The 23,394-nt window shown below is 72.8% G+C and carries 20 protein-coding genes; 6 read left to right on the plus strand and 14 right to left on the minus strand.

Annotated elements, in window-relative coordinates; genetic code table 11:
- Positions 1 to 10 precede the first annotated feature (10 nt).
- From IQ279_RS01155 to IQ279_RS01180, 6 genes are all read right to left on the minus strand, one after another.
- Entirely contained in the window at positions 11 to 2,065 is a 2,055-nt protein-coding gene (locus tag IQ279_RS01155) for a DUF4962 domain-containing protein (RefSeq protein ID WP_307791980.1), read from the minus strand.
- On the minus strand, positions 2,062 to 3,819 hold the full coding sequence (locus IQ279_RS01160) for a heparinase II/III domain-containing protein (protein WP_206346347.1): 1,758 nt from the start codon (positions 3,817 to 3,819) through the stop codon (positions 2,062 to 2,064). The genes IQ279_RS01155 and IQ279_RS01160 overlap by 4 nt, the downstream gene beginning before the upstream one ends.
- Positions 3,807 to 4,574: an SDR family NAD(P)-dependent oxidoreductase gene (locus IQ279_RS01165; RefSeq protein ID WP_206346348.1), complete on the minus strand. Its 768-nt coding sequence runs from the start codon at positions 4,572 to 4,574 to the stop codon at positions 3,807 to 3,809. Before IQ279_RS01165 ends, IQ279_RS01160 begins: the two co-directional genes overlap by 13 nt.
- A gap of 39 nt (positions 4,575 to 4,613) precedes the next feature.
- On the minus strand, positions 4,614 to 5,552 hold the full coding sequence (locus tag IQ279_RS01170; protein WP_206346349.1) for a carbohydrate ABC transporter permease: 939 nt from the start codon (positions 5,550 to 5,552) through the stop codon (positions 4,614 to 4,616).
- The gene (locus tag IQ279_RS01175) at positions 5,542 to 6,366 is read right to left on the minus strand and encodes a carbohydrate ABC transporter permease (RefSeq protein ID WP_307791982.1); all 825 of its coding nucleotides are present in this window, start codon (positions 6,364 to 6,366) and stop codon (positions 5,542 to 5,544) included. The genes IQ279_RS01170 and IQ279_RS01175 overlap by 11 nt, the downstream gene beginning before the upstream one ends.
- A gap of 170 nt (positions 6,367 to 6,536) precedes the next feature.
- A complete protein-coding gene (locus IQ279_RS01180; RefSeq protein WP_206346351.1) occupies positions 6,537 to 7,826 on the minus strand; it encodes an ABC transporter substrate-binding protein in 1,290 nt (429 codons plus the stop codon).
- A gap of 165 nt (positions 7,827 to 7,991) precedes the next feature.
- Between IQ279_RS01180 and IQ279_RS01185 the strand changes: the two genes are divergently transcribed.
- Both IQ279_RS01185 and IQ279_RS01190 read left to right on the plus strand, forming a co-directional pair.
- Positions 7,992 to 9,053: a LacI family DNA-binding transcriptional regulator gene (locus tag IQ279_RS01185; protein WP_206346352.1), complete on the plus strand. Its 1,062-nt coding sequence runs from the start codon at positions 7,992 to 7,994 to the stop codon at positions 9,051 to 9,053.
- 74 nt (positions 9,054 to 9,127) lie between these two features.
- Positions 9,128 to 10,474, plus strand: a complete 1,347-nt coding sequence (locus IQ279_RS01190; protein WP_206346353.1) for an MFS transporter — start codon at positions 9,128 to 9,130, stop codon at positions 10,472 to 10,474.
- A gap of 207 nt (positions 10,475 to 10,681) precedes the next feature.
- Here the strand turns inward: IQ279_RS01190 and glnA are convergent, their stop codons facing one another.
- A complete protein-coding gene (gene glnA, locus IQ279_RS01195) occupies positions 10,682 to 12,091 on the minus strand; it encodes a type I glutamate--ammonia ligase (protein WP_206346354.1) in 1,410 nt (469 codons plus the stop codon).
- A gap of 273 nt (positions 12,092 to 12,364) precedes the next feature.
- Between glnA and IQ279_RS01200 the strand changes: the two genes are divergently transcribed.
- A complete protein-coding gene (locus IQ279_RS01200) occupies positions 12,365 to 12,832 on the plus strand; it encodes an RDD family protein (RefSeq protein WP_206346355.1) in 468 nt (155 codons plus the stop codon).
- 110 nt (positions 12,833 to 12,942) lie between these two features.
- On the opposite strand, the gene IQ279_RS01205 is transcribed toward IQ279_RS01200, so the two are convergent.
- From IQ279_RS01205 to lipB, 3 genes are all read right to left on the minus strand, one after another.
- Complete coding sequence (locus IQ279_RS01205; RefSeq protein ID WP_206346356.1) at positions 12,943 to 13,632, minus strand: DUF4191 domain-containing protein; 690 nt, start codon at positions 13,630 to 13,632, stop codon at positions 12,943 to 12,945.
- 138 nt (positions 13,633 to 13,770) lie between these two features.
- Positions 13,771 to 14,709, minus strand: coding sequence for a lipoyl synthase (gene lipA, locus IQ279_RS01210; protein ID WP_101256255.1), 939 nt, complete (start codon positions 14,707 to 14,709; stop codon positions 13,771 to 13,773).
- A 74-nt stretch (positions 14,710 to 14,783) separates the two neighbouring features.
- Entirely contained in the window at positions 14,784 to 15,572 is a 789-nt protein-coding gene (gene lipB, locus IQ279_RS01215; protein ID WP_206346357.1) for a lipoyl(octanoyl) transferase LipB, read from the minus strand.
- 313 nt (positions 15,573 to 15,885) lie between these two features.
- Here lipB and IQ279_RS01220 point away from each other — a divergent pair, with 313 nt between their 5' ends.
- A complete protein-coding gene (locus tag IQ279_RS01220) occupies positions 15,886 to 17,379 on the plus strand; it encodes an NsdA family TPR-like regulatory protein (RefSeq protein WP_206346358.1) in 1,494 nt (497 codons plus the stop codon).
- Positions 17,380 to 17,512: 133 nt separating this feature from the next.
- Here the strand turns inward: IQ279_RS01220 and IQ279_RS01225 are convergent, their stop codons facing one another.
- Positions 17,513 to 18,934, minus strand: coding sequence for an FAD-dependent oxidoreductase (locus IQ279_RS01225; RefSeq protein ID WP_206346359.1), 1,422 nt, complete (start codon positions 18,932 to 18,934; stop codon positions 17,513 to 17,515).
- A 252-nt stretch (positions 18,935 to 19,186) separates the two neighbouring features.
- The gene (locus IQ279_RS01230) at positions 19,187 to 20,077 is read right to left on the minus strand and encodes a TIGR01777 family oxidoreductase (protein ID WP_206346360.1); all 891 of its coding nucleotides are present in this window, start codon (positions 20,075 to 20,077) and stop codon (positions 19,187 to 19,189) included.
- A gap of 50 nt (positions 20,078 to 20,127) precedes the next feature.
- On the opposite strand from IQ279_RS01230, the gene IQ279_RS01235 reads away from it, so the two are divergent.
- Complete coding sequence (locus IQ279_RS01235; protein ID WP_206346361.1) at positions 20,128 to 20,685, plus strand: GNAT family N-acetyltransferase; 558 nt, start codon at positions 20,128 to 20,130, stop codon at positions 20,683 to 20,685.
- A 29-nt stretch (positions 20,686 to 20,714) separates the two neighbouring features.
- On the opposite strand, the gene IQ279_RS01240 is transcribed toward IQ279_RS01235, so the two are convergent.
- Positions 20,715 to 21,242 (minus strand): DUF4240 domain-containing protein, encoded by a 528-nt coding sequence (locus tag IQ279_RS01240; protein WP_206346649.1) that lies wholly within the window; start codon positions 21,240 to 21,242, stop codon positions 20,715 to 20,717.
- A gap of 211 nt (positions 21,243 to 21,453) precedes the next feature.
- Here IQ279_RS01240 and IQ279_RS01245 point away from each other — a divergent pair, with 211 nt between their 5' ends.
- A complete protein-coding gene (locus tag IQ279_RS01245) occupies positions 21,454 to 22,398 on the plus strand; it encodes an SDR family oxidoreductase (RefSeq protein WP_307791987.1) in 945 nt (314 codons plus the stop codon).
- On the opposite strand, the gene IQ279_RS01250 is transcribed toward IQ279_RS01245, so the two are convergent.
- Positions 22,389 to 23,354 (minus strand): helix-turn-helix transcriptional regulator, encoded by a 966-nt coding sequence (locus tag IQ279_RS01250; RefSeq protein WP_206346362.1) that lies wholly within the window; start codon positions 23,352 to 23,354, stop codon positions 22,389 to 22,391. The genes IQ279_RS01245 and IQ279_RS01250 overlap by 10 nt on opposite strands.
- Positions 23,355 to 23,394 lie beyond the last annotated feature (40 nt).

Consider the following 23,394-nt stretch of genomic DNA (forward strand, 5'->3'; position numbering starts at 1 on the left):
CGTGTGCTCCCTACGCGCCGTCGGTCCCGGTGGGCAGTACGCCGGTGAACGGCTCGTCGGTCCGCAGTCCGGCGGCGCCGTCGATCTCGACGCGCCGGGCCCGCACGGCCGCGGTGCGCGTGCCGGAGAGGATGACCGCCGCGGCGTCGGCGCTCACGCGTTCCGTCTCGATGACCCCGGTGCGGGGGGCGAGGAGGACCAGCTCGCTCTCGTCGCCCCGGCCGACGGAGACCGCGTGACCCTGGTCCGAGGGCAGGAGCTCCGCCGGGGCCGGCCGCGGGTCCAGCGCGCCCGCGCTCTCCAGGACGGTCAGGAACGTGGCGGTGCGGGTCCGCGGTGTGGTCAGGCACAGGGTGTGCATCGTCTTGCTGACCTTGAGGCTGGGGGTGCTGGAGGTCGGGTTGGCCTCCACATCGGTGCGCCGGCGCGTGGCCGTGGCGTCGGTGGGGAGCAGCCGGGTCAGCCGTGCGCTGCCGGGCCCCGCCTCCAGACGCCAGCCGTCGGGATCCAGCTGTGTCGTGGGCCAGTCGGTGTGCAGCAGGTACGTCCACTCGCGCGGCGCCGCGGCCTCCAGCTCGTCGAGGACGACTACACGTCCGCGAGGTGTCACCACCAGCGTGCGGTCGACGCGCCGCACCTCCAGCCGTTCGGGGAACATCACGGCGGACTCCGCCGTGGCGTGGGCGAACCCGTCCTCGGCGAGCACGTCCCGCACCCGGGGGCACCGCTCGCGCGGTATGCCCTCGTAGACGTGGTAGCGGCCCTCGTCCGCCCAGCCCTCCCCGTCGACCAGGACCAGGTTGTGGTGCGCGGCGCGCTTGTGGTTGCTGTACCCCTCGTCCACGGCGAGGAAGGCGCCGTGGGAGTGGAGGACGAAGGCGCCGGCGTCGGGGTGGTGGTGGCCCGCGCTCATGGCGTCCCAGCCGCCCGCGTCCTTCAGCCGGTGCCCCTCCTCCCAGGCCCGGTGGCCGCCGCCGGGCGCGGCCTTGAAGCTGACGCAGGTGGCCGCGCTGTCCCAGCCGGTGCGCGCGGTGATCTGCCCCAGGTCCGGGAAGTAGGCCGTGACGGGCTCCCGGCCGGGCGGGACGGGGGTCACCCGCGGGTCGTACCAGAGCAGTTCGAGGAAGGCCTCGGGCATGACACCGGGGCGCACACCCGACTGGTACGCCTCGCGCCAGAAGTGGCGCTCGGCGACCAGGTCGCCCAGCCACTGGGCCGTGCCGTCCCGGTACGCGGAGGCCAGCCGGTAGTAGAGGGCGACGCTGTGGCCGCTGCGCCGGTCGTGGCAGTCGCCGTGGTCGATGATCTCCTCGAAGCCCGGCGCGCTCTGGTGCAGTCGCCAGCGCGTGGTGTTGCGCAGGAACCCGCCGACCGACCACAGGTCGGCGTTCTCCTGGTGCTGCACGAGGTCGGTGTGGATGGCGAGCCACGGCACCCCGTACCGCCAGTACACCACTCCCTCCGAGTCCGAACCGTCCTCGGGAAGCATCCCGAGGACCGTTTCCAGGTTCCTGCGGGCCGGCTTGGTCCACTCGGGACGTTCCAGCGCGTACCCCGCGGTGGCGATGCCGGTCCAGCAGATCCAGTTGTGGTTCTGCCAGTAGGCGCTCGACCACCAGCGGCCGGCGGTCTCCTCGGCGTACGAGTGGAGGCGTTCGCCCTGGAGCTCCAGTTTGGCGCGCAGGATCTCACGCCGCTCCGGCTCCAGGTCCTCGCCCAGCCAGGAGTAGGCGAGGGAGAGACCGTGCAGCAGCCAGCCCGCGTCCAGGTCGTGGTCCGGCATGTGGGCCCGGCCCCAGTGGGGGAACGCCGCGCAGGTCGAGATCCAGCGCCACGCCTCCTCCAGGTAACCGCGCTGCCCGGTGAGCCGGTAGGCCAGGGCCAGGTTGGCGGCGGCGGGACCGAAGTAGGTGATGCTCGCCTCGGGGTGTTCTGTGGGCGGGTTCTGCCGGCGGTACCAGTCGCACTGCTCGTACAGCCTCCGCCACTGGGCCGCGTGCGTGCCGTTCAGCTCGCCGCGCAGTGAGTCGAGTCGTCCCTCGAGAAGCAGCATGCGTACTCTCACGCTCCGATGGGATGGGTGGCGACGGTTCCGTCGGCCAGATCGATGTGGACGGTGTGCTCGGACAGGCTCACCCGGCGGACGGGAGAAGCCGCTTCGGCCGACTGGTAGACGGAGACGAACACCGCCCGCCGTCCGGTGAGGGACCAGTCGACGCCCTGACGGACCCGCGCTGGGTCGTCGGCGGGGCCGGGGTGGGGGACGACGGTGAACTCCGCCGGCGGGTGTGCCGCGTGCCAGCCGTTCAGGACGGCTCCCCCGTCCTCGCCCCAGACGGTGCGGGCTCGGTCGGCTCCCTGGGCCACGACCTCGAGGGCGGTGGCCGGACGCAGCTGGGCGGTGAGCCGGTGCTCGGCGGCGGCTTCCAGTACGAGGACGTCGAGCAGGTAGCGCCGGTCCTCGACGACCCTGCGGGTGGCCGTCACCCCGTCGTACGCCTGGTCGCACCGGCCGGCGTCGCCGTCGAGGACGGCGTCGCAGGGCCGCTGCTCGGTGTCGTCGACCCGGAAGGCGGGGTGGGCCGCCGTGCCGGCGTAGTACCGCCGCAGGCTCCGGTGGGCGTACGGCACCTGGCCGGGATCAGGCTGCCAGGTGGTGCCGTCGTCCGCGTAGAGGTAGAGCGACAGCTTGTCCTGGTGCCCGTGCGCGCCGCCGTGCGGTCCGGCGTCCAGCACCGCGTGGACGCCCTCGGTCCGGAACACCGCGTATCCGGCGTCGGGGAAGTGCCGTCGCGGCGGCGGCGCGGGGAGCGGGGGCCCCGCGAACCACTCCTCGAGGTCCGCGGGCAGCGGTGCGGTGGAGTCCCGCCCGGCGGCCTGTGCGACCGACTTCAGCGGGGTGTCGGCGAACAGCCGGCCGGCGAGCGCGGCCACCTCCGCGATCTCCGCCGACTGCGCCTCGCGCCGGTACGGGCCGTCGTGGAGAGCGGGCAGAGTGCCGTCCGGGGCGGCGACGCCCGCCAGCGCGGAGACCATCGCGCCCAGTACCGACGCCATCTCCCGGGGAAGCCGCTCCGGGCGGGCGCCGCGCAGCGCGAGCAGGTAGGCGTGCAGGACGAACAGGTGGTAATAGGTACTCGCCTCCCACTCCCAGCCGTCCCCCTGCACCGACACCCGCATGTGGGAGTCCAGTCCGTACTCCCCGGCCAGGCCCACCGGGTCGGGCGCGGCTCCGGAGACGGCCTCGGCGGCGGCGTGGCAGGAGATCTCCGCGGCGGCGAGCCAGGCCGTGTAGTTCGAGCGTTCCTCTCCCTTCCGCAGGAGTTCCTTCCGCGCCGCGCCGGCCGCCTCCCGGAGCGAGTCGAGGAAGGGCACGAGTGCGCCCAGCCCGGGACCGGTGTCGTGGTGCGCCGCGAGCGTGCGGACCGCGTGGGCGATGTTGACCGCCCAGATGGCCTCGGTCAGCGCCTGGTGGAAGAGCCGTCCGCGCAGCATCCAGTCGGCGCCGCCCGCGTGTGCGCCCGGCAGGCCGGCGTAGAGTCCGGCGTACTGGTGCAGCACGGCCACGGCCTCGCGGCGCTCGGCGGGGGTGCCTGCGGCCAGGTGCCGCAGGCGCCGGGCGATCTCCTGGTGCACCAGGACCGTCCTCGCGCCCCGTACGGCGTCGGTGTCCAGGCGGCAGCCGTGGCGGCAGGCGGCGCCGTCGGCGGGGAAGGCCGCGTCGAGCAGGTCGCCGTGGTCGAGCTCGACGCCGTGCGCCGGGCAGACGTAGGCGTGCCACCACCCGCCGGTCTCCTCCGGAACGGTCAGCGCGGCCATGCGCCACCACCGATGTCGAAGGTGGCGCCGGTGACGTACCCGGCCTCGTCGGAGGCCAGGTAGACGGCCGCGCCGGCGACGTCGTCCGCGGTGCCCGCCCGGCCGACGGGCAGCTTCCCGACGATGCCGCGCTGGGCCTCGGGGGCGGTGAACGTGTTGTGGAAGGCGGTGCCTCCGATGTATCCGGGGGCGAGCGCGTTGACCGTGACGCCGGAGCCGCCGACCTCCTTGGCCAGGCCCTTGGCGAAACCGATCACTCCGGCCTTGGCCGCCGCGTAGGCGGCCGCGCCGGGGCCGCCGCCGTCGTGGGCCGCCTGCGAGGCCATCAGGACGATCCGTCCCGCGGCTCCGGCCTCCCGCACGTGCGGGAGGGCCGCCCGGCAGGTCCGGAAGGCGGAGACCAGGTTGACGTCGATCACACGGAGAAAGTGCTCCTCGGACATCTCGGCGACCGGCACCCGTGCGACGAGGTGCCCGGCGTTGGCGACGACGATGTCCAGGCCGCCGAGGAAAGCGACGCTCTCGCCGACCAGGCGCTCGACGGCCGCCGCGTCCGTGACGTCCGCGGCGAGGGCGGTGGACTTCCGCCCGAGTGCGTCGATCTCGTCCACGACACGCCCAGCCTGGTCCGCCGAGTTCCCGTAGTGGACGATCACGTCGGCACCCGCCCGGGCCAGACCCAGCGCGACCGCCGCGCCGATACCGTGGCCCGCGCCGGTGACGAGTGCGCGGCGGCCCGTGAGGTCAAAAGACATAAGAGGTTCTCCGTTGGTGTGTCGAAACGAACGACAGGGCTACTTGATGCCGGAGTTGGCGAAGCCCTGGACGAAGTAGCGCTGTGCGAGAAGGAACAGTGCGACCATCGGGACGGTGGCGAGCGTCGTGCCGGCCATCAGGTAGGCCCAGGCGTTCTGGTCGGCCTGCTGGAAGGCCGACAGTCCCACCTGGATCACGCGCAGCTCGGTGTCCGACGTGATGATCAGAGGCCACAGGAAGTTGTTCCAGCTGCTCTCGAAGGTGAGCAGACCGACTGTGGCGATGGCCGGTTTGACCAGGGGCGTCATCACCCGGGCGTAGATGCCGAACTCGCCCATGCCGTCGATACGGGCGGCCTCCTCCAGCTCGCGCGGCAGGGAGAGGTAGAACTGGCGGAAGAGGAAGATGGCGAACGGCGTCAGCGCACCGGGGATGATGAGGCCCCACCACGAGTCGAGCCAGCCGTGGCCGCCCCGCCCGAGATAGTCGTTGCCGCCGAAGAAGGGGACGCCCTTGGCGATCAGGTACTGAGGAACGATCTTGGTGTAGGTCGGAATCATCATCGTGGCCAGCACGCCCATGAAGACCACGGTGCTGCCCCGGAACGGAATGCGGGCCAAGGCGTATCCGGCCATGGAGGCCATCACCAGATTGAGTGCGGTGTGCCCGATGGAGATGAGGAGACTGTTGCGGAAGTAGGTGCCGAACGGCGCGTACTCCAGGGCCTCGGGGTAGTTCGCCCAGTCCCACACCCGCGGCAGCAGGCCGGGGGGATGGGAGGCGAGGTCGGGGTCGGTCTTCAGGGAGGTGATGATCATCCAGAAGAACGGGACGGCCATCGCCAGCGACACGGTGATGAGTACCAGGTGCAGCGCGAGGCGCGGCAGGCGCCGGGTGAGCGGCGGGCGGGCGGACCGGCGCGCGACCGGAGCCGGAGCCTGAGCCGTCCCTGGGGCGGAGAGCTGGTCAGCGGACATCGTCTTCCTTTCCGGTGAGACGTCGGCTGATCAGCATGAGCACCAGCAGGAACACGAACAGCACCACGCTCTGCGCGCAGGCCGCGCCCATGTTGAACTCCTTGAAGGCCGTGCGGTAGATCTCGTACGTCATGACGGTCGTCGAGTTGCCGGGCCCTCCGTCGGGCGTCAGCACGTACAGCTGGTCGAATGCCTGGAAGGAGTCGATGATCGACACCACCAGGACGAAGAACGTCGCCGGCTTCAGCAACGGCAGGGTGATGGAGAAGAACTGCCGCACCTGCGACGCGCCGTCGATCCTCGCCGCTTCGTACACGTCGTCCGGCATGGCCTGCAGGGCGGCCAGGTAGATGAGCATCTTGATGCCGATGCCCTTCCAGATGCTCACGACGATCACGGCGAACAGGGCCCAGTCCGGGTCGGCCAGCCAGGCCGGCCCGTCGATGCCCACCCAGCTCAGCATCGTGTTCACGACACCGAGCCGGGGCTCGAACATCCACATCCAGACCAGGGCGATCGCCACGGTCGCGGTGACGTGCGGCATGAAGACGGCCGTGCGGTACCAGGCCGCCGCCCGCATCTTCACGTTGAGCAGGAGTGCCAGGACCACGGCGATCGCCATGGCCACCGGCACGGTGAAGAAGGTGAAGACGACCGTGTGCCAGATGGACGAGTTCCAGGTCGGATCACCGAAGATCTCCTGGAAGTTGTCCAGCCCGTTGAAGGAGACCGTGCCCGCGAGGATGTCGTAGTCGGTGAAGGCCAGGACGAAGGTCGCGACGACGGGGATGCCGATCCACCAGACGAGGTGCACGACCGAGGGCGCCAGCAGGAGAAGGGCGACCCGGCGCCGCTCGTGCCCGAACTTCCGCCTGCGCCGCGGACGGTCACCGCGGGGTGAGGATGTCGGTAGGCTGGTAGATCGATACACCGGCTTCTGGTGCCGACGTGCCGTGTCCACGGCCTGGTGGCTGGACACCGGCCTCAGGCCCCCTTGGCGATGATGGCCTCAGCCGTCTCGGCCAGTCCTCGCAGGGAGTCGGCCGGGCTGGACTTGCCGAGCAGCGCGCTCTCCAGAGCGGGCTTGAACTCCTCCCGGATCTCCAGCCAGGCCGGCACTCCGCCCTCGGAGAAGGCGTGGTCGAGGTTGTCCACCGCGAACGAGATGAGCTTGTTGCCTCTGACGTACTCGGAGTCCGCCGCGCTGAGGACCGCCGGGATGTTGCCGCGCTGCTCGGCGGCCTGGGGCGAGACCTTCTCCCCGGACAGGTACTCCACCAGGGCCTTGGCCTGCTCGGGATGCTTCGTCTTCGCCGACATGGTGGCCAGCGTCCCGCCCTGGAACAGCGCGGGACGCCGCTGGTTCAGCATGAACCCGCCGATCCTGTCCTCCTCGATCAGTTCGGGAGCGCTCTCGGAGGCCTGGCGCCACATGTCGTTGTGGCCGATCATCATCGCCGCCCGTCCCTGGATGAGGGGAGCGACGACGGCCCCCTTCTGGGTGAAGCCGTAGTCCTCGATCTTCTCCGTGCGGATGACGTCGACCATCCACTGGAGGGCTTCCACGGCCTCGTCCGAGTCGAAGACGGGCTTCCCGTCGGCGAACAGGTCGCCGCCGTGCGCCCACATGACCGGCAGGTACGTCTGGCGCAGGTCGTTGCTGAGGATGTCCACGCCGGCCCGGGTCAGCTTGCCGCCCTCGCGGACCGTCAGCTCCTTGCCCATCTCCATCAGCTCGGTCATGTCCTTGGGTGGTGCGCCGATCCCCGCCTCGGCCAGGATGTCCTTGCGGTAGATGCCTATCCTGGTGTCGAGCAGGATGGGGCGGCCGTAGGTCCCGCCCTCGTAGATCCCCGGCTCCACAACGCGGGGGTTGTACGTGCTCTCCAGCTCGGACCGGCTCGTCCCGAGGTCGGCGAGCACGCCCTTCTCGACGAAGGGCGGGATCCAGCCGACGCCCATCAGCATGACGTCGTAGGGCTGGCCCCCCACGATCGACGTGGCCAGTTTCTCGTTGAGCTTTCCGTACTCGGTGTAGTCCACCTGGACACTGACGCCGGGGTGGTCCTTCTTGAAGTCGGCGAGCAGCGAGGTGAGCAGCTTCTGCCCGTCCGCGCGGTCGAAGATCGGAGTGAGCAGGCGCAGGGAGGCGTCGCCGCCGCCCCCCTGCTGGGGGGCGGGGCCGCCGCAGGCGGACAGCGCGGCGCCCGCGGCCGCGGCGGCCCCGAGTCCGAGAAGTCTTCTTCTGGACAGAGCGGAAGTGTGCGTACGCATGAGGACTCCTGGACGGCGAGAGGACGCGCACTGAACGGATGGCGTACTTGCGGTAGAGTCAGTGCATCGATTTACTGGTGTTTCGATGCACGAGACACTAGGAACGGCCGTACGGGCTGTCAACACTCCGGAAACAATTCGTTCTCATTCGCAGGGGAGAGGCCAGTGGCGGGGGTAACGATCTATCAGGTGGCGCAGGAGGCGGGGGTCTCGCCGAGCACGGTCTCCAACCTGCTCAACGGCAGGACCGGCAGGATGCTCCCCGAGACGCGGTCGCGGGTGGAGTCGGCGATCCGCCGCCTCGGCTACCGTCCCAACCGCGCCGCCCGGCAGTTGCGAACCGGGCGGATCCAGATGCTGGGGCTCGTCGTGCCGTCGGTGGCCAATCCGTTCTGGGGCACCTTCGCCCGGCACCTCGAAGCGGCGGCCCTGGCGGAGGGCTTCTACATGCTCCTGTGCAACAGCGAGCGTGACCCGGACCGGGAACGCCGCTACGTCGAGGAGCTGTGGGGCGACGGCATCGGCGGAGTGGTGCTGTGCTCCTCCCTTCCCTCGCTCGACCACGTGAAGCCGACCGTCGAGGAAGGGCTCGGACTGGTCGCCTTCGACCGCACCGCGCAACCCGGTGACCCGCACAGCGTGGTGAACATCGGGACCGACAACGTCCTCGGCATGCGCCTGGCGACAGAGCACCTCCTGGGGCTGGGGCACACGCGTCTGGCCTTCGTGTCAGGTTCGATCGGCAGCGTCAACCGTGCCGAGCGGTACAGCGGCTTCCGGCAGGCACTGGACACCGCCGGCCTGCCCCCCTCCGCGGGCATCGTGTGGTCGGGAGCCGACACGGTGGACTTCGACGACCGGGACACCGCCGAACTCGGGCGGGTCGCCGCACGGGAGATCCTCTCGGCCCCCAACCCGCCGACCGCGATCGTGGCCATCAACGACATGTGCGCGCTCGGCGTCGCCACGGGCGCGCGGGAGGCGGGCCTGGTGGTCGGCCGCGACGTTTCCGTGACCGGCTACGACGACATCATGCTCGCGGGCATGGCCACGCCCGCGCTCACCACGGTGCGGCAGCCCGTGGAGGAGATGGCGGCCACCGCGTTCGCCAAGCTGCGACAGGTCATGGACGGGGGAGGGGGCGAGTCCGGCCAGTCCATCCTGCACCGGCCCACGCTCGTGGTCCGCGACTCGACCGCGGCGCCCGCCGTGATCACGGTCGCGTAGGTGGGCCGCGACCATGAACCGGGACCAAGGACACCGGCCGTGCGTACCGGACGGACGCCAGGAGGAGAGCCCAGTTGAGTACGGGACCCGGGACCGGTTCCGCCCCCACACCCGATGTCCGTGACCGGTGCGGCCCGCCCGCACCCAGAGCTCGTCTGCTGTCCTCGCTGAAGGTCAGGAACTACCGCCTCTTCTTCCTCGGCCAGGTCGTGTCCAACAACGGCACCTGGACGCAGCGCATCGCCCAGGACTGGCTGGTCCTCAGCCTGACCGGCTCCTCGACCGCCGTCGGTATCACCACCGCCCTGCAGTTCCTGCCACTGCTGCTGTTCGGCCTGTACGGCGGGGTCCTCGTCGACCGGCTGCCCAAGCGCCCAGTACTGGCGGCCACCCAGGTGGTCATGGCTCTCACCGCGCTCGCCCTCGCCGCCCTCACGCTGACCGGCCGTGTCCACGTCTGGCACGTGTACGCCGCCGCCTTCGCGGTCGGCCTCGCCACCGTGTTCGACAATCCGGCACGCCAGTCCTTCCTCGCCGAGCTGGTCGGCCCGAGCCTGCTGCGGAACGCGGTCGGCCTCAACTCCGCGAACTTCCAGTCCGCCCGTCTGATCGGCCCGGCCATCGCCGGGCTGCTGATCACCGGTGTCGGTACCGGGTGGGCGTTCCTCCTCAACGGGGTGTCCTTCGCCGCGCCTCTGACCTGCATGATGCTGATGCGCAACAGGGAACTGCGTGCTGTCGAACGCGCCCCGCGCGGAAAGGGACAGCTGCGCGAGGGCCTGCGCTACGTCGCAGGCCGGCCGGAGTTGCTGTGGCCCATCGTCCTGGTGGGCTTCTTCGGCACCTTCGCCCTCAACTTCCCGGTCCACCTGTCCGCCTACGCGGACGACGTCTTCGACGCCGGTGCGGGCGCCTACAGCCTCTTCAACACCCTGGTCGCGGCGGGCTCGCTGGCCGGAGCGCTGCTCACCGCCCGGCACGAGTCCGCACGGCGGAGACTGCCCTTCCTCGCCGCGCTGGCCTTCGGCGTCCTGCAGACCGTGGCCGCCGCGGCGCCGACTCTGTGGAGCTTCGCCCTGCTCATGGTCCCCATGGGGTTGTTCGCCATGGTCGTCAACGTGGCCACGAACGCCACGATGCAGACCTCCACCGCCGTGACCGTACGGGGCCGGGTCACGGCCCTGTACATGATGGTCCTCCTCGGCGGCGCGCCCCTCGGCGCTCCCGTGGTCGGCTGGATCACCGACACCTACGGAGCCCGCGCCGGCCTTGCCGCGGCCGGCGCCGTGGCGACGGGGACCGCCGCGGTGACCGGGTTCCTTCTCCTCAGGGCCGGCGATCACCGTATCGCGGTCGGCTGGCGCCGTCGTCGCCCGTGGATTCGGATCGTGCCCCGAGAACCGGGGAAGAGCGGCGGCTGACGTCTCCCCGCGACCACGGCACGTGGTCGTCGTGCCGGTGCCGCCACCCGGCCGCGGCTCCACGGGCGGGGCCCGAAGTGCGCAGGGCCATCCCGGGCGCGGGGGGGCCTTCCGCCGCGGCTCGGAGCCCGGGGGCACGGACGCCACAGCCCCCGTGTCCGGCCTGTGGGAGCGCGAGCCGGGCACGGGGGCTGTGGCGTCCGTCGATCAGATGTCGAAGTACATCTCGAACTCGTGCGGGTGCGGGCGGAGCTGGATCGGGGCGATCTCGTTGGTGCGCTTGTAGTCGATCCAGGTCTCGATCAGGTCGGAGGTGAAGACGCCGCCGGCCTGCAGGTACTCGTTGTCCGCCTCCAGGGCCTCCAGGACGGCCGGCAGGGAGGTCGGCACCTGCGGGACGTTCGCGTGCTCCTCCGGAGCCAGCTCGTAGAGGTCCTTGTCGATCGGCTCGGCCGGCTCGATCTTGTTCTTGACGCCGTCGAGACCGGCCAGCAGCAGGGCCGAGAAGGCCAGGTACGGGTTGGAGGACGGGTCCGGGGCGCGGAACTCCACGCGCTTGGCCTTGGGGTTGGAGCCGGTGATCGGGATGCGCATCGCCGCGGAGCGGTTGCGCTGCGAGTACACCAGGTTCACCGGGGCCTCGAAGCCGGGCACCAGGCGGTGGTAGGAGTTCACCGTCGGGTTGGTGAAGGCCAGCAGCGACGGGGCGTGCCTGAGGATGCCGCCGATGTAGTAGCGGGCGGTGTCCGACAGACCCGCGTAGCCCTGCTCGTCGTAGAACAGCGGATCGCCGCCGGACCACAGCGACTGGTGGACGTGCATGCCCGAGCCGTTGTCGCCGAAGATCGGCTTGGGCATGAAGGTGGCGGTCTTGCCGTTGCGCCAGGCGACGTTCTTGATGATGTACTTGAACAGCATCAGGTCGTCGGCGGCCGCGAGCAGCGTGTTGAACCTGTAGTTGATCTCCGCCTGGCCGGCGGTGCCGACCTCGTGGTGCTGGCGCTCGACCTTCAGGCCGACCCGGTCCAGCTCCAGCGACATCTCGGCGCGCAGATCGGCGAAGTGGTCCACCGGCGGGGTCGGGAAGTAGCCGCCCTTGTAGCGGACCTTGTAGCCGCGGTTGTCCTCCAGCGCACCGGTGTTCCAGGCGCCCGCCTCGGAGTCGATGTGGTAGAAGGACTCGTTCGCGCTGGTCTGGAAGCGGACGCTGTCGAAGACGTAGAACTCGGCCTCGGGCCCGAAGTAGGCGGTGTCCGCGATGCCGGAGGAGGCGAGGTACGCCTCGGCCTTCTTCGCCACGTTGCGCGGGTCGCGGCTGTACTGCTCGCCGGTGATCGGGTCGTGGATGAAGAAGTTGATGTTGAGCGTCTTGTCGCGGCGGAACGGGTCCAGGCGGGCGGTGGACAGGTCCGGCAGCAGCGCCATGTCGGACTCGTGGATCGCCTGGAAGCCGCGGATCGAGGACCCGTCGAAGGCCTGCATCTCGGACGGGTCGAACGTCGAGGCCGGGATCGTGAAGTGCTGCATGATGCCCGGCAGGTCGCAGAAGCGGACGTCGACGAACTTCACGTCGTTGTCCGCGATGTACTTCTTAGCCTCGTCGGCGTTCTGGAACATCCAAGTCCTCCTAGTCCCGCCGCGAGGGGACGGGGTGGCAGCTCGAGTGGCAGTCCAGTGCGATGTCCTGCTGTCGCCCGACCTTAGATTTGCGGGATTTCTCAAGCATGACCCATTTGTTTCGATGATGTTAACCGGACGAGTGTGCGGACGGTCGCTCCCGGTGTCCTCCCGGTGCCGCTCCGCCGCCGCCCCCCGGCGCCGCCCTCGCGGCCGTGTACGGCCCCGCGGCCCGGCCGGGTACCCGGTAAGGCCGCGGGTTACCGTTGACGGGTGGACAACAGGCAAGCAATCGGATCCTGGCTCTCCGGGCCCAGGGCCGCGGCCGAGCAAATGGGCGCGGACTTCGGCTACCGGGGCGAGAGGCTGGGACTGCCCGAGGACGGGCCGGGGTCGATCGCCCCGCTGGGGCGCCGGTTCGGCGCGATCTTCATCGACTGGGGCCTGTGCATGCTGATCGCATACGGTCTGCTCACGGGCGGCGACCTCGGCTCGGCCGGGAACTGGGCCCTGCTGGTCTTCGCGGTGCTCGGCGTCCTCACCGTCGGCACGGTCGGCTTCACACCGGGCAAGCGGCTGCTGGGACTGCGAGTGGTATCCGCGAACGGCGGGCGGCTCACACTGCCCCGCGCGGTGGTGCGCACGGCCCTGCTGGTGCTCGCCGTGCCCGCGCTCGTGTGGGACCGCGACTCGCGCGGCCTGCACGACCGGCTCTCCGGCGCCGTACAGGTGCGGATCTGAGCCCGTGCCGCCAGGCGTGCCGCCCCGCGGGTGGATGTGGTGAGGCCCGGAACCCCTTCAAGGGGTTCCGGGCCTCACCACATCCACCCGGTGCGCCGGGCACCCGCGCCTCAGCGCCTCGTCGGGCCCTTCGGCATCCGCATGCCGCGGGGCATCGGCCCCTTGGGCATCGGCAGGTTGTTCATCAGGTCGCCCATGGCCCGCAGCCGGTCGTTGGTCTCCGTGACCTGGGGGCCCTGGAGCACCCGGGGAAGCTTCAGCAGCTTGGTGCGGAGCTTCTTCAGCTCCGTCTGGCCCTCGCCGGTGCCCACGATCACGTCATGGACCGGGACGCCGCCGACGATGCGGGCCATGCGCTTCTTCTCGGAGGCGACCAGGGAGCGCACCCGGTTCGGGTTCCCCTCGCCGACGAGCACGATGCCCGCCTTGCCCACGGCCCGGTGGACGACGTCCTGCTGCCGGTTCATGGCGACGGCCGGGGTGACCGTCCAGCCGCGGCCGATGTTGTCCAGGACGGCGGCCGCCGCGCCGGGCTGGCCCTCCATCTGGCCGAACGCAGCCCGCTCGGCCCGGCGGCCGAAGACGATCGCCATCGCGAGGAAGGCCAGCAGGAAGCCCAGGATGCCCAGGTAGACGGGGTGGCCGACCCAGAAGCCGATCGCGAGGAGAACACCGAAGGTGACGAGCCCCACGCCCGCGAGGACGAAGCCGATCGCCTTGTCGGCACGCCGCGTCATCTTGTACGTCAGGGCGATCTGCTTGAGCCGCCCCGGATTCTCGGATGTTTCCTTCCTCGCCATACAGCGAAGTCTACGTCGCCCGCCCGCGCCGGGGCGCCGCGGCCTCCGGGACCGCCGCCGTCCACCGTCAGTGCCCGGCGGCGGCCCCCGCAAGGACCGCCGCCCGGTGCCGCACCGGCGGCTGACGCGGCACCGGCGTCAGGCCGCGGTGGCGCCCCGGCGCTCGACCGCCTGCCGGTACAGGCGCCCGGCACGGTAGGAGGAGCGGACCAGCGGGCCGGACATGACGCCGGCGAAGCCGATCTCGTCAGCCTCGTCCTTCAGCTCCACGAACTCCTGGGGCTTGACCCAGCGCTCCACCGGGTGGTGCCGCGGCGAGGGGCGCAGGTACTGGGTGATGGTGATCAGCTCGCAGCCGGCCTCGTGGAGGTCGCGCAGGGCCTGGCTGACCTCCTCACGGGTCTCGCCCATCCCCAGGATCAGATTGGACTTGGTGACCAGCCCCTCCGCGCGGGCCCGGGTGATCACCTCCAGCGACCGCTCGTAGCGGAAGGCGGGACGGATGCGCTTGAAGATCCGCGGGACCGTCTCGACGTTGTGCGCCAGCACCTCCGGGCGCGAGGAGAAGACCTCGGCGAGCTGCTCGGGCACCGCGTTGAAGTCCGGGATCAGCAGTTCGACGCCGGTGTCCGGCATCAGGGCGTGGATCTGGCGGACGGTCTCGGCGTACAGCCAGGCGCCGCCGTCGGGCAGGTCGTCGCGCGCGACGCCGGTGATGGTGGCGTAGCGCAGCTCCATCTGCTGGACGGACTCGGCCACCCGGCGAGGCTCGTCGCGGTCGAACTCGGCGGGCCTGCCGGTGTCGATCTGGCAGAAGTCGCAGCGCCGGGTGCACTGCTCGCCTCCGATGAGGAAGGTGGCCTCGCGGTCCTCCCAGCACTCGAAGATGTTGGGACAGCCGGCCTCCTGGCACACCGTGTGCAGGCCCTCGCGCTTGACCAGGGACTGCAGTGCGTTGTACTCGGGGCCCATCTTCGCCCGGGTCTTGATCCACTCGGGCTTGCGCTCGATGGGGGTCTGGCTGTTCCGGACCTCCAGGCGCAGCAGCTTCCTACCGTCGGGTGCGACAGCGGACACGTCCGGCACTCCCCTTTGTGTTGGTGGCCTTTGAATCTTCGGCGCACACCAGGGTACGCCTTGGCTTGTTCGGGTCAGACGGCGCGGGGCAGAGGTTCGGCGGACTCCAGCACCGCGCGCAGATGCTTCTCCACCACGGGCAGCACCTCGGCGACGGTCACCGGTCTGCCCAGCTCCTGCGAGAGCGAGGTGACCCCGGCGTCCCGGATGCCGCACGGCACGATGCGGTCGTACCCGGTGTTGTCCGAGTCGCAGTTCAGCGCGAAGCCGTGCATGGTCACGCCCTTGGCCACCCGGATCCCGATGGCCGCGAGCTTGCGGTCGTCGCCGCGCTGGCCGGCGTTGGAGGGCGCGTACTCGGGCCCGCGCAGCCTCGGGTCGTACTCGTCGTCGTGGAGGCCGGGATCGAAGTCCAGCTCCAGGCCGCCCGGCGCGGTCCCCTCGGTCCGCCTCCCGGCCTCGCCCAGCACCCACACCCCGCTGCGTCCCTCGACCCGGGTGGTGGCCAGGCCGAACTCCGCGCAGGTGCGGATCAGCGCCTCCTCCAGCCGCCGCACGTGGGCGACGACGTCCACCGGACGGGGCAGCTTCAGGATCGGGTAGCCGACGAGCTGGCCCGGGCCGTGCCAGGTGATCTTGCCGCCGCGGTCCACGTCCACCACGGGGGTGCCGTCCAGGGGGCGCTCGCCGTCCTCGGTGCGCCGGCCGGCCGTGTACACCGGCTGGTGCTCCAGCAGCAGGCAGGTGTCGGGGATCTCGTCGGCGAAGCGGGCCGAGTGGACCTCGCGCTGCCTGCGCCACGCCTCCAGATACTCCACGGCGTCCTCGCCGAAGCCCAGGTGGACAAAGCGCAGCTCGCTCACGGCGGCTCCTCCTCCGGTCGTCCCAGGGCCGCGGCACACCTCGTCGCGCGTCCCGGCAGCCAACTGTACGGCTCCGGGGCCGGACGGCGGCGGGCCGGTGGCGGCCGGCGGCCGGCCGGTGACGGAGCGGTGAAGGGGACGCGACGCGGAGTCGCCGAACGGTTCCGCCCCCCCGCACTCACTCACACGTATGGATGAAAGCCGCGCTCAGACCCCCGGAGGGGCGGAGGGGGAGGCTACATTCGCGCCGTTCCAGCAGGGCGCCCCGGCGTCTGTCGTACCCCAAGCCGTGAGGCAGGAGACCGCAAAGCCGATGTCGACGGAACGACCTGGGAAATCCTCCCAGCGCACCCCCAACCGCCAGCTCGCCGCGCTCATCGCCGAGGCCGGATTCTCCAACGCCGGACTCGCCCGGCGGGTCGACCAGCTCGGCCTGGAGCACGGACTGGACCTCCGGTACGACAAGACCTCCGTGACGCGCTGGCTGCGCGGACAGCAGCCGCGCGGCACGACGCCGGCGCTGATCGCCGAGGTCTTCACCCGCCGTCTGGGCCGCAGGCTCACCGCCCAGGACCTGGGCCTGGACGCGTGCGCGCCGGTCTACGCCGGACTGGAGTTCGCGGCCACACCGGGCGAGGCGGTGGACATCGTCGGCGGCCTGTGGCGCAAGGACACCGGCAACCACGCCGAGCTGCGCAAGATCGCCTTCACTCCGGCCGGGCTGGTGGTGCCCAGCCGGGACTGGCTGATCGGCCGCCCCGACGAGCGGGTGGCGCGCGGCGAGCCCGCGCCGGAGGCCGCGCGGGTGCCCGCCCAGGGCCGCGGACCCCTGTCGCCGGCCGCCGTACCGCCGCCCCGGGTGGGGCAGGCGGCCCGGATCGAACGGGTGGAGCGGGGCCCGGGGCAGCGGGTCACCGCCGGGGACGTCGCCGCCCTGCGCTCGGTCGGCGAGCTGTTCCGCGCCCTCGACCACGCCTACGGCGGCGGCCACGCCCGGCAGGCGCTGGTGCGCTACCTGGAGCACGAGGCCGAGCCGATGCTGCGCGGCTCCTACGGGGAGCAGACCGGGCGCCGGCTGTTCGCCGCGGTGGCCGACCTGACCCGCCTGGCGGGGTGGACAGCGTACGACATCGCCGCGCACGGACTGGCGCAGCGCTACTTCGTCCAGGCGCTGCGGCTGGCCCAGGCCGCCGGGGACCGGGCGTACGGCAGCTATGTGCTGGTGACGATGAGCAGGCAGGCGGTGTACCTCGGGCACGGACGGGAGGCGGTGCAGCTCGCGCGGGTCGCCCAGCAGGGCGTCGGCTCCTCGGTGCCGCCGGTCGTCCAGGCGCTGCTGCACGCCGTGGAGGCGCGCGGGCACGGGGTGCTGGGCGAGGTGCGGGCGTGCACGGCGTCGCTGGCCCGCGCCGAACGGGCGCTGGAGCAGGCGCGGCCGGGCGATGAGATGCCGCACTGGGCGCGGTTCTTCGACGAGGCGCAGCTCGCCGACGAGTTCGGGCACTGCCACCGGGACCTCCAGCAGTACCGGGCGGCGGCCCAGCACGCCGAGCGCTCCCTGCAGCTGCGGGGCCCGGGCTATGTGCGCAGCCGGCTGTTCTGCCGGATGGTGCTGGCCACGGCCCGGCTGGGGCTGGGCGACGTGGAGCAGGCGTGCGCCCTGGCCGCGGAGTCGGCGCAGCAGGCGGCGGAGATGCGGTCGGTGCGGGCGCACGAGTACGTCAAGGACTTCGAGCGCCGCCTGGAGCCGTACCGGGACGCCACACCGGTGCGCACCTACCGCGAACGGGTCGCCGCCCTCGTCTGACCCTTCCGGTCCTTCCGGGGCCTTGTGCCCCTCCACGGCCGACCGTGCCGCCGCGCCGCCACGCGGCGGCACGGTCATGTCCGGCCCGGGCTCCTCCCGTTCGGGACGCCCGGGAAGTCCCCCGTCGGAGCCCTCAGGCCACGGCGGGCAGGAGCGGGCCCCCCGCATGCGGCCGGATGCCGAAGTCCCGGCGGACGGCGTCCGCGGCGCGGCGGGCCGAGCGCAGCGCGCCCTGGGCGTCGGCGGTGTCGCGGTGGTCGCCGCAGACGTACAGGCCGTACAGCACCCGGACCGGGCGCCGCGGATCGTGCGGCGCGGGGGTGGCGGGCACGGCCAGCGGGTCGTGGTGGGCGGCCAGCAGCTCCCAGCGGCCGGTCGGGACGCCGTACAGCCCGGCGAGCTGGGCGCGCGCGGCCCGGTCCAGCACGGAGGCCGGCTCGGAAGCGGCGGAGCCCAGCACCACGGAGGTGACCAGCGCGCGGCCCGGCCGGGCGCGCGAGGGGTCCACGGCGCTGGCGACGGCGGTGTACGCCACCGGGCCGCGCCGGTCGGCGTCGAGGACGAGCAGCGGCTCGTCCGTCGGCGCCGGGCCGTCCACCGCGTGGTGCAGCACGGTCACGGGGCGGAAGTCCGGCACCCGCAGGCCCGGCAGCAGCTCGGCCGCGTCGCGGGCCCCGGTGGCGATGAGCACCGCACGGCAGCGGATCGTGCCGTGGTCGCGCGTGACCACGGCGTTGGCGGCCACGGACAGCACACGCACCCCGGTGCGGACGGTGCCCGCCGGCAGCCCGTCCGTCAGGGCCCGGGGCACGGAGGCCGCGCCGCCCGCGGGCAGGCACAGCCCGCCGCGGGCGAAGTCGCGCAGCGCCAGATCGCCGATCCGGCTGGAGGTCGTCAGCTCCGGGTCGCACAGCAGCGCGCCGAGCAGGGGGCGCAGCAGGCCGTCGGCCGCCCGGGGCGGCAGGGTGCGGGCGGCCAGGGCCTGGGCGGCGGACAGCTCGGGACGGGCGGTCAGTCGCTCGGCGGGGGTCGAGGCGAACCGGGCGAGCTGTGCGCGCAGCCGGGCCTGGTCCAGGGTGGTGCCCAGGGTGGTGCCGAGGGCGCCGCCCTGGGGACGCCGGGCGGCGGCCAGGGCGCTCACCGCGACGCGCGCGCCCCGCGCGCCGCGGGGCTGCCGGGGGATGTGGGCGGTGCGGGAGCCGCGGACCGTCCTGGCGGTGCGGGGCGCGCCGACGCGCAGTGCGCGGTCGCCGCTGCGGATCAGCACCCCGGAGGCGAAGGGACGCAGGTCGAGCCCGGCCAGACCGGGGCAGCGGCGCAGCTCGGACCAGCCGGAGAACAGCGGCCGGCCGACGCGGTCCAGCCGGTAGCCGTCGACCTCCTCGGTGGCCATCCGGCCTCCGACGGCGCCTGTGGCCTCCAGCACGGTGACGTGCAGCCCGGCGCCGGTCAGATGGTGCGCGGCGGCCAGGCCGGCCAGGCCCGCGCCGACGACGACGACGTCGGTGGTCTCCCGGCCTCGGCCGGGGCTGGGACGGAGTGCGCTGCCGGGCATGGGCCCTCCCGTGGTCGACGCTGCGGCGCGAACGGACGTCCGGGTGGTCCCTGCCCTCCGGAGACGCGTTCGACGCGCGCTTTCAAGCCGACCCTAGGGAAGCGGGCGATCACGGACAGTCGCGCACGCACCGGGCACGGTCGCACAACGGTCGCGCACGGGTGTACGGCGGTCGCACACCGGCCGGGTCCTGCTCGTGCGTCACCCGCGCCCCGCCCGCGCGTCCCGAAGGAGCACGTCCCGCGGGCGAGGTCAGCGCAGCGCCGCCCGGATGGCGTCCTCGATGCCGGGGAAGGCGAAGACGAAGCCGGACTCCAGCAGCCGCCGGGGCAGCACCCGCTGGCTGCCGAGCACATCCGTGGAGAACTCGCCCAGCACCGCGCGCAGCGCGAACGCGGGCACCGGCAGCACCGCCGGACGGTGCAGCACCCGGCCCATCACGGCGGCCACCTCCCGCTGGGTGACCGGCTCGGGCGCGGTCAGGTTCACCGGCCCGGACAGCTCCCCGGTGTCCAGCAGATGCCGCAGCGCGGCGATGTGGTCGTGCAGCGCGATATGGCTCCAGTACTGCCGGCCGCTGCCCAGCGGACCGCCCAGCCCGGCCCTGAAGACGGGGAACAGCCGCCCCCACGCCCCTCCGGCGCGGGAGACCACCAGCCCGGTACGGGCGTACACGGTGCGGACCCCCGCCTCCTCGGCCGGTGCGGCGGCCTCCTCCCACTCCCGGCAGACGTCGGCGAGGAAGCCGTGACCTGGCGGCGCGTCCTCGTCCACGGCGCGGTCGCCGGTGTCGCCGTAGTAGCCGATGGCGCTGCCGACCACCAGTGTGCGCGGCGGGGTGTCGAGCGAGGCCACGGCCTCGGCGACGGCGGCCGTCCCCAGGACCCGGCTGTCGCGGATCTCCCGCTTGTACGCCGCAGTCCAGCGGTGGTCGCCGACGCCCGCGCCGGCCAGATGCACCACCGCCTCGCAGCCCACCAGCCCGGCCGCGTCCACGTACTGCGCCCTGGGATCCCACTCCACCTCCTCGCCCGTCCGGGCCGGACGCCGAACCAGGCGCAGCACCTCGTGCCCGTCGGCGCGCAGGGAGTCCACAAGAGCCCGGCCGATGAGGCCGGAGGAGCCGGTGACCGCGATACGCATGGGGCAATCCTGATGGACGGCCGGCCCGATGGCGAGGCACAGTGACCGGCATGTCCGCGTCCCCGGCGTCCCCGTCGTCCTCCGCCTCCTCCGCGTCCCCGGAGCCCCCGGCCTCCCCGCGCCCCCTCGTGCGCCCCGCCGCCGAGGAGGACGGCGAGGCCCTGGGGGAGCTGGACCGGCGCACCTGGTCGCCGGTGCACGCGGTCACCCCGAGGCCGCGGCCGCCGTACGGCCCGTTCTTCCACGACGGCAACCGGCCCCTCCGGTTCCTCGTGGCCGAACTGGAGGGGAGGCCGGTGGGTCATGTCAAGCTGGTGCGGCCCACCCCGCTCGAGAGCAACGGCCACGTCCGCCAGATCCAGGGGCCGGCGGTGGACGGCACGGTGCGCGGCCGGGGTGCGGGCAGGGCGCTGCTGCGCGCGGCGACGGCCGGGGCGAGGAGGCGGGGCGCCTCGCGGATCACCCCGCGGGTGCCGGGCCACAACGCGCCCGCGCGGGCGCTGTACGCCTCGGAGGGCTTCGCGGTGGAGGGCGTGCTGCCCGGGGAGTTCCCGCTGGAGAGCGGGTACGCGGACGACGTGCTGATGGGGCGCTCGCCGGCGGTCTGACCGCCCCCGGGCCGCCCGCCGGCCAGGGGTCACCCCTCCGGCGGCCCGAACCGCTCCCACAGCCGGGGGAAGGCCGCGGCCAGGGCCCGGTCGTCCTCGGAGCCGGGCGGTGCGCCCTCCGGCTCCAGGGGCGGTTCGGGCAGGCCGAGACCGGGAAGCTCCAGGCCGGTGAGCCGCTCGTAGGCCTCGTCCGCGGCGCCGCCGATGTCCTCGCCCTCGCCGTCCACCTCCGGGTCGAAGTCCTCCAGCAGAACGGCGAGCGAGTCCGGGTCGTGCAGCGCACCCTCGAACACCTTCCTGCCCCGGCCGACCAGCCAGCAGCGGAAGGAGTCGAAGGCGTCCTCGTCCGCCCCGCCCAGCAGCACCCGGGCCGCTCCCCACAGATCCCGGCGCCAGGCCCGGTTCACCCGGGCCTCGAAGTGGCGGGCGAAGTCCACGACGGTGTCCGGGTCGAGCCGCGTCAGCCGGTCGACCAGCAGTTCGGCGTGGTCGGCCGGGTCGCCCCCGGCCGCCTCGCGGGTGCCGTCGACCAGCTCCCAGAACTCCGTCTCGTGCATCGTCACGGGACCAAGCATCCGCCCTGCCGGCGCCGCCCGCACGCGGGGCGGCCGGCCGGCGCGGCGCCCGGTCCGGACCCGACCGGCGGGAATACCCGACAGAAGGTGTCCGGTATCGGTGGCAGCGTGCCCGGTGCGCACAAGGCGCCGGGCAGGTACGGGTACAGGTGACGGCCGAGCGGGCGCCGAGGACACACGGAAGGACGAACACGTGAACACGGCAGCGGTGTCAGCGGCATCGGGGAAGAGCCTGGAGGGCAAGGTCGCCCTGGTGGCGGGGGCCACCAGGGGCGCGGGCCGGGCCATGGCCGTGGAGCTGGGCCGGGCGGGCGCGACGGTGTACGCCACCGGCCGCACCACACGCGGGCACGTCAGCGAGGTGGGCCGCCCCACCGAGACGATCGAGGAGACCGCCGAACTGGTCACGGCGGCAGGGGGCACCGGCATCGCGGCGGTGGTCGACCACCTGGAGCCACAGGAGGTCCGCGCCCTGGTGGAGCGGATCGACCGCGAGCACGGGCGCCTGGACGTCCTGGTCAACGACGTCTGGGGCGGCGACCACCTGCTCGACTTCGACACGAAGGTGTGGGAGGTCGAGCTGGACAAGGGGCTGCGGATGCTGCGGCTGGGGGTGGAGACCCACTTGATCACCAGCCACTTCGCCCTGCCCCTGCTGATCCGGCGGCCGGGCGGGCTGGTGGTGGAGGTCACCGACGGCACCGCCGAGTACAACGGCCCCAGGTACCGCGGCAACCTCTTCTTCGACCTGACGAAGAACGCCCCGATCCGGGCGGCCTTCGGCCTCGCCGAGGAGCTGAGGGAGTACGGCTGCACGGCGGTCTGCCTCTCCCCGGGCTTCCTGCGTTCGGAGGAGATGCTCGACGCTCTCGGGGTGAGCGAGGAGAACTGGCGCGACGCTCTCGCGCAGGAGCCGCACTTCGCCATCGCCGAGTCGCCCGCCTACATCGGCCGGGCGGTGGCGGCGCTGGCGTGCGACCCGGACGCGGCCCGCTGGAACGGGCAGTCCCTGTCCAGCGGGCAGCTCGCCGTCGAGTACGGCTTCACCGACACCGACGGCTCGCGGCCGGACGGCTGGCGGTACTTCATCGAGGTCGTCCACGGCGGGAAGGAGGCGAGCCCCGAGGACTACCGGTAGAGCCCGGCCATCCGCTCGGCCGCCCGTGCCATGCGCTCGCGCAGCGCGGGCGGGCCGAGCACCTCGCACTCGGGACCGAGGGCGAGCAGCTGGTCGAAGGCGACGTCCAGGGACTCCACGGGCAGGGTGACGGTGGTCAGCCCCTCCTCGTCGGTCTCCCCCCGCGCCAGCGCGTCCTCGGCCGCCGCCCGGTCGGTGGCGTACCGCAGCGCGCGCACCCCGGCCTGAGTCAGCCGCACCACGGCGGTCCCGCGCAGGATCGAGCGGGCGAAGGCCGCGGCCCGCTCCTCCCAGAAACCGGCCAGGTCGAAGTCCGCCTCCCGCTCGAACCGCCCGTCGAGCGGGGCGGCGGAGTCGAAGCGGTCCACCCGGTAGACGCGCGGGTCGCCGTCGGCGCGGGCGACGAGGTACCACACGCCGGCCTTGAGCACCAGACCGTACGGCTCCAGCGTCCGCCGCACCCGGGAGCCGTCCCGGCGGCGGTAGCGCGCGGTGACCGGCCGGTCGTCCCACACGGCCTCGGCCAGTGCCGGCAACGCCTCCGGCGTCCCGGTCGGCTGCCACCATCCCGGTGCGTCCAGATGGAACCGCTGCGCCGCGCTGCGCGGGGCGTCCGCCAGCTCGGGGGTGAGGGCCGCGGCCACCTTCAGCCGGGCGGCCGAGGCCGCGTCCGCCAGACCCATCTCCCGCAGCGCGGAGGGAACCCCGGACAGGAACAGAGCCTCCGCCTCGTCGCGCCCCAGACCCGTCAGCCGGGTGCGGTAGCCGCCGACCAGCCGGTAGCCGCCGGTCCGCCCTCGGTCGGCGTAGACGGGGATCCCCGCCTCCGACAGGGCCAGCGCGTCGCGGGCGACGGTGCGCTCGGAGACCTCCAGCCGCTCGGCCAGTTCGGCGGCGGTCATCGACCGCCGCGTCTGGAGCAGCAGCACCATCTCGATCAGCCGGGCAGCACGCATGCGCCCATCATCCCCGCCGGGGCGCGCGGCGCGGCGCGCG

It is taken from the genome of Streptomyces verrucosisporus (genome assembly GCF_017114865.1).
Lineage (GTDB): Bacteria > Actinomycetota > Actinomycetes > Streptomycetales > Streptomycetaceae > Streptomyces > Streptomyces fenghuangensis.

Bases quoted from the DNA above. Each gene is read 5' to 3' on its own strand.
- IQ279_RS01240 (WP_206346649.1), bottom strand. From the start codon at position 21,242: ATGCACGAGACGGAGTTCTGGGAGCTGGTCGACGGCACCCGCGAGGCG.
- IQ279_RS01235 (WP_206346361.1), top strand. From the start codon at position 20,128: ATGTCCGCGTCCCCGGCGTCCCCGTCGTCCTCCGCCTCCTCCGCGTCC.
- IQ279_RS01180 (WP_206346351.1), bottom strand. From the start codon at position 7,826: ATGCGTACGCACACTTCCGCTCTGTCCAGAAGAAGACTTCTCGGACTC.
- IQ279_RS01225 (WP_206346359.1), bottom strand. From the start codon at position 18,934: ATGCCCGGCAGCGCACTCCGTCCCAGCCCCGGCCGAGGCCGGGAGACC.
- IQ279_RS01205 (WP_206346356.1), bottom strand. From the start codon at position 13,632: ATGGCGAGGAAGGAAACATCCGAGAATCCGGGGCGGCTCAAGCAGATC.
- IQ279_RS01220 (WP_206346358.1), top strand. From the start codon at position 15,886: ATGTCGACGGAACGACCTGGGAAATCCTCCCAGCGCACCCCCAACCGC.
- IQ279_RS01170 (WP_206346349.1), bottom strand. From the start codon at position 5,552: ATGTCCGCTGACCAGCTCTCCGCCCCAGGGACGGCTCAGGCTCCGGCT.
- IQ279_RS01165 (WP_206346348.1), bottom strand. From the start codon at position 4,574: ATGTCTTTTGACCTCACGGGCCGCCGCGCACTCGTCACCGGCGCGGGC.
- IQ279_RS01250 (WP_206346362.1), bottom strand. From the start codon at position 23,354: ATGCGTGCTGCCCGGCTGATCGAGATGGTGCTGCTGCTCCAGACGCGG.
- IQ279_RS01230 (WP_206346360.1), bottom strand. From the start codon at position 20,077: ATGCGTATCGCGGTCACCGGCTCCTCCGGCCTCATCGGCCGGGCTCTT.
- glnA (WP_206346354.1), bottom strand. From the start codon at position 12,091: ATGTTCCAGAACGCCGACGAGGCTAAGAAGTACATCGCGGACAACGAC.
- IQ279_RS01160 (WP_206346347.1), bottom strand. From the start codon at position 3,819: ATGGCCGCGCTGACCGTTCCGGAGGAGACCGGCGGGTGGTGGCACGCC.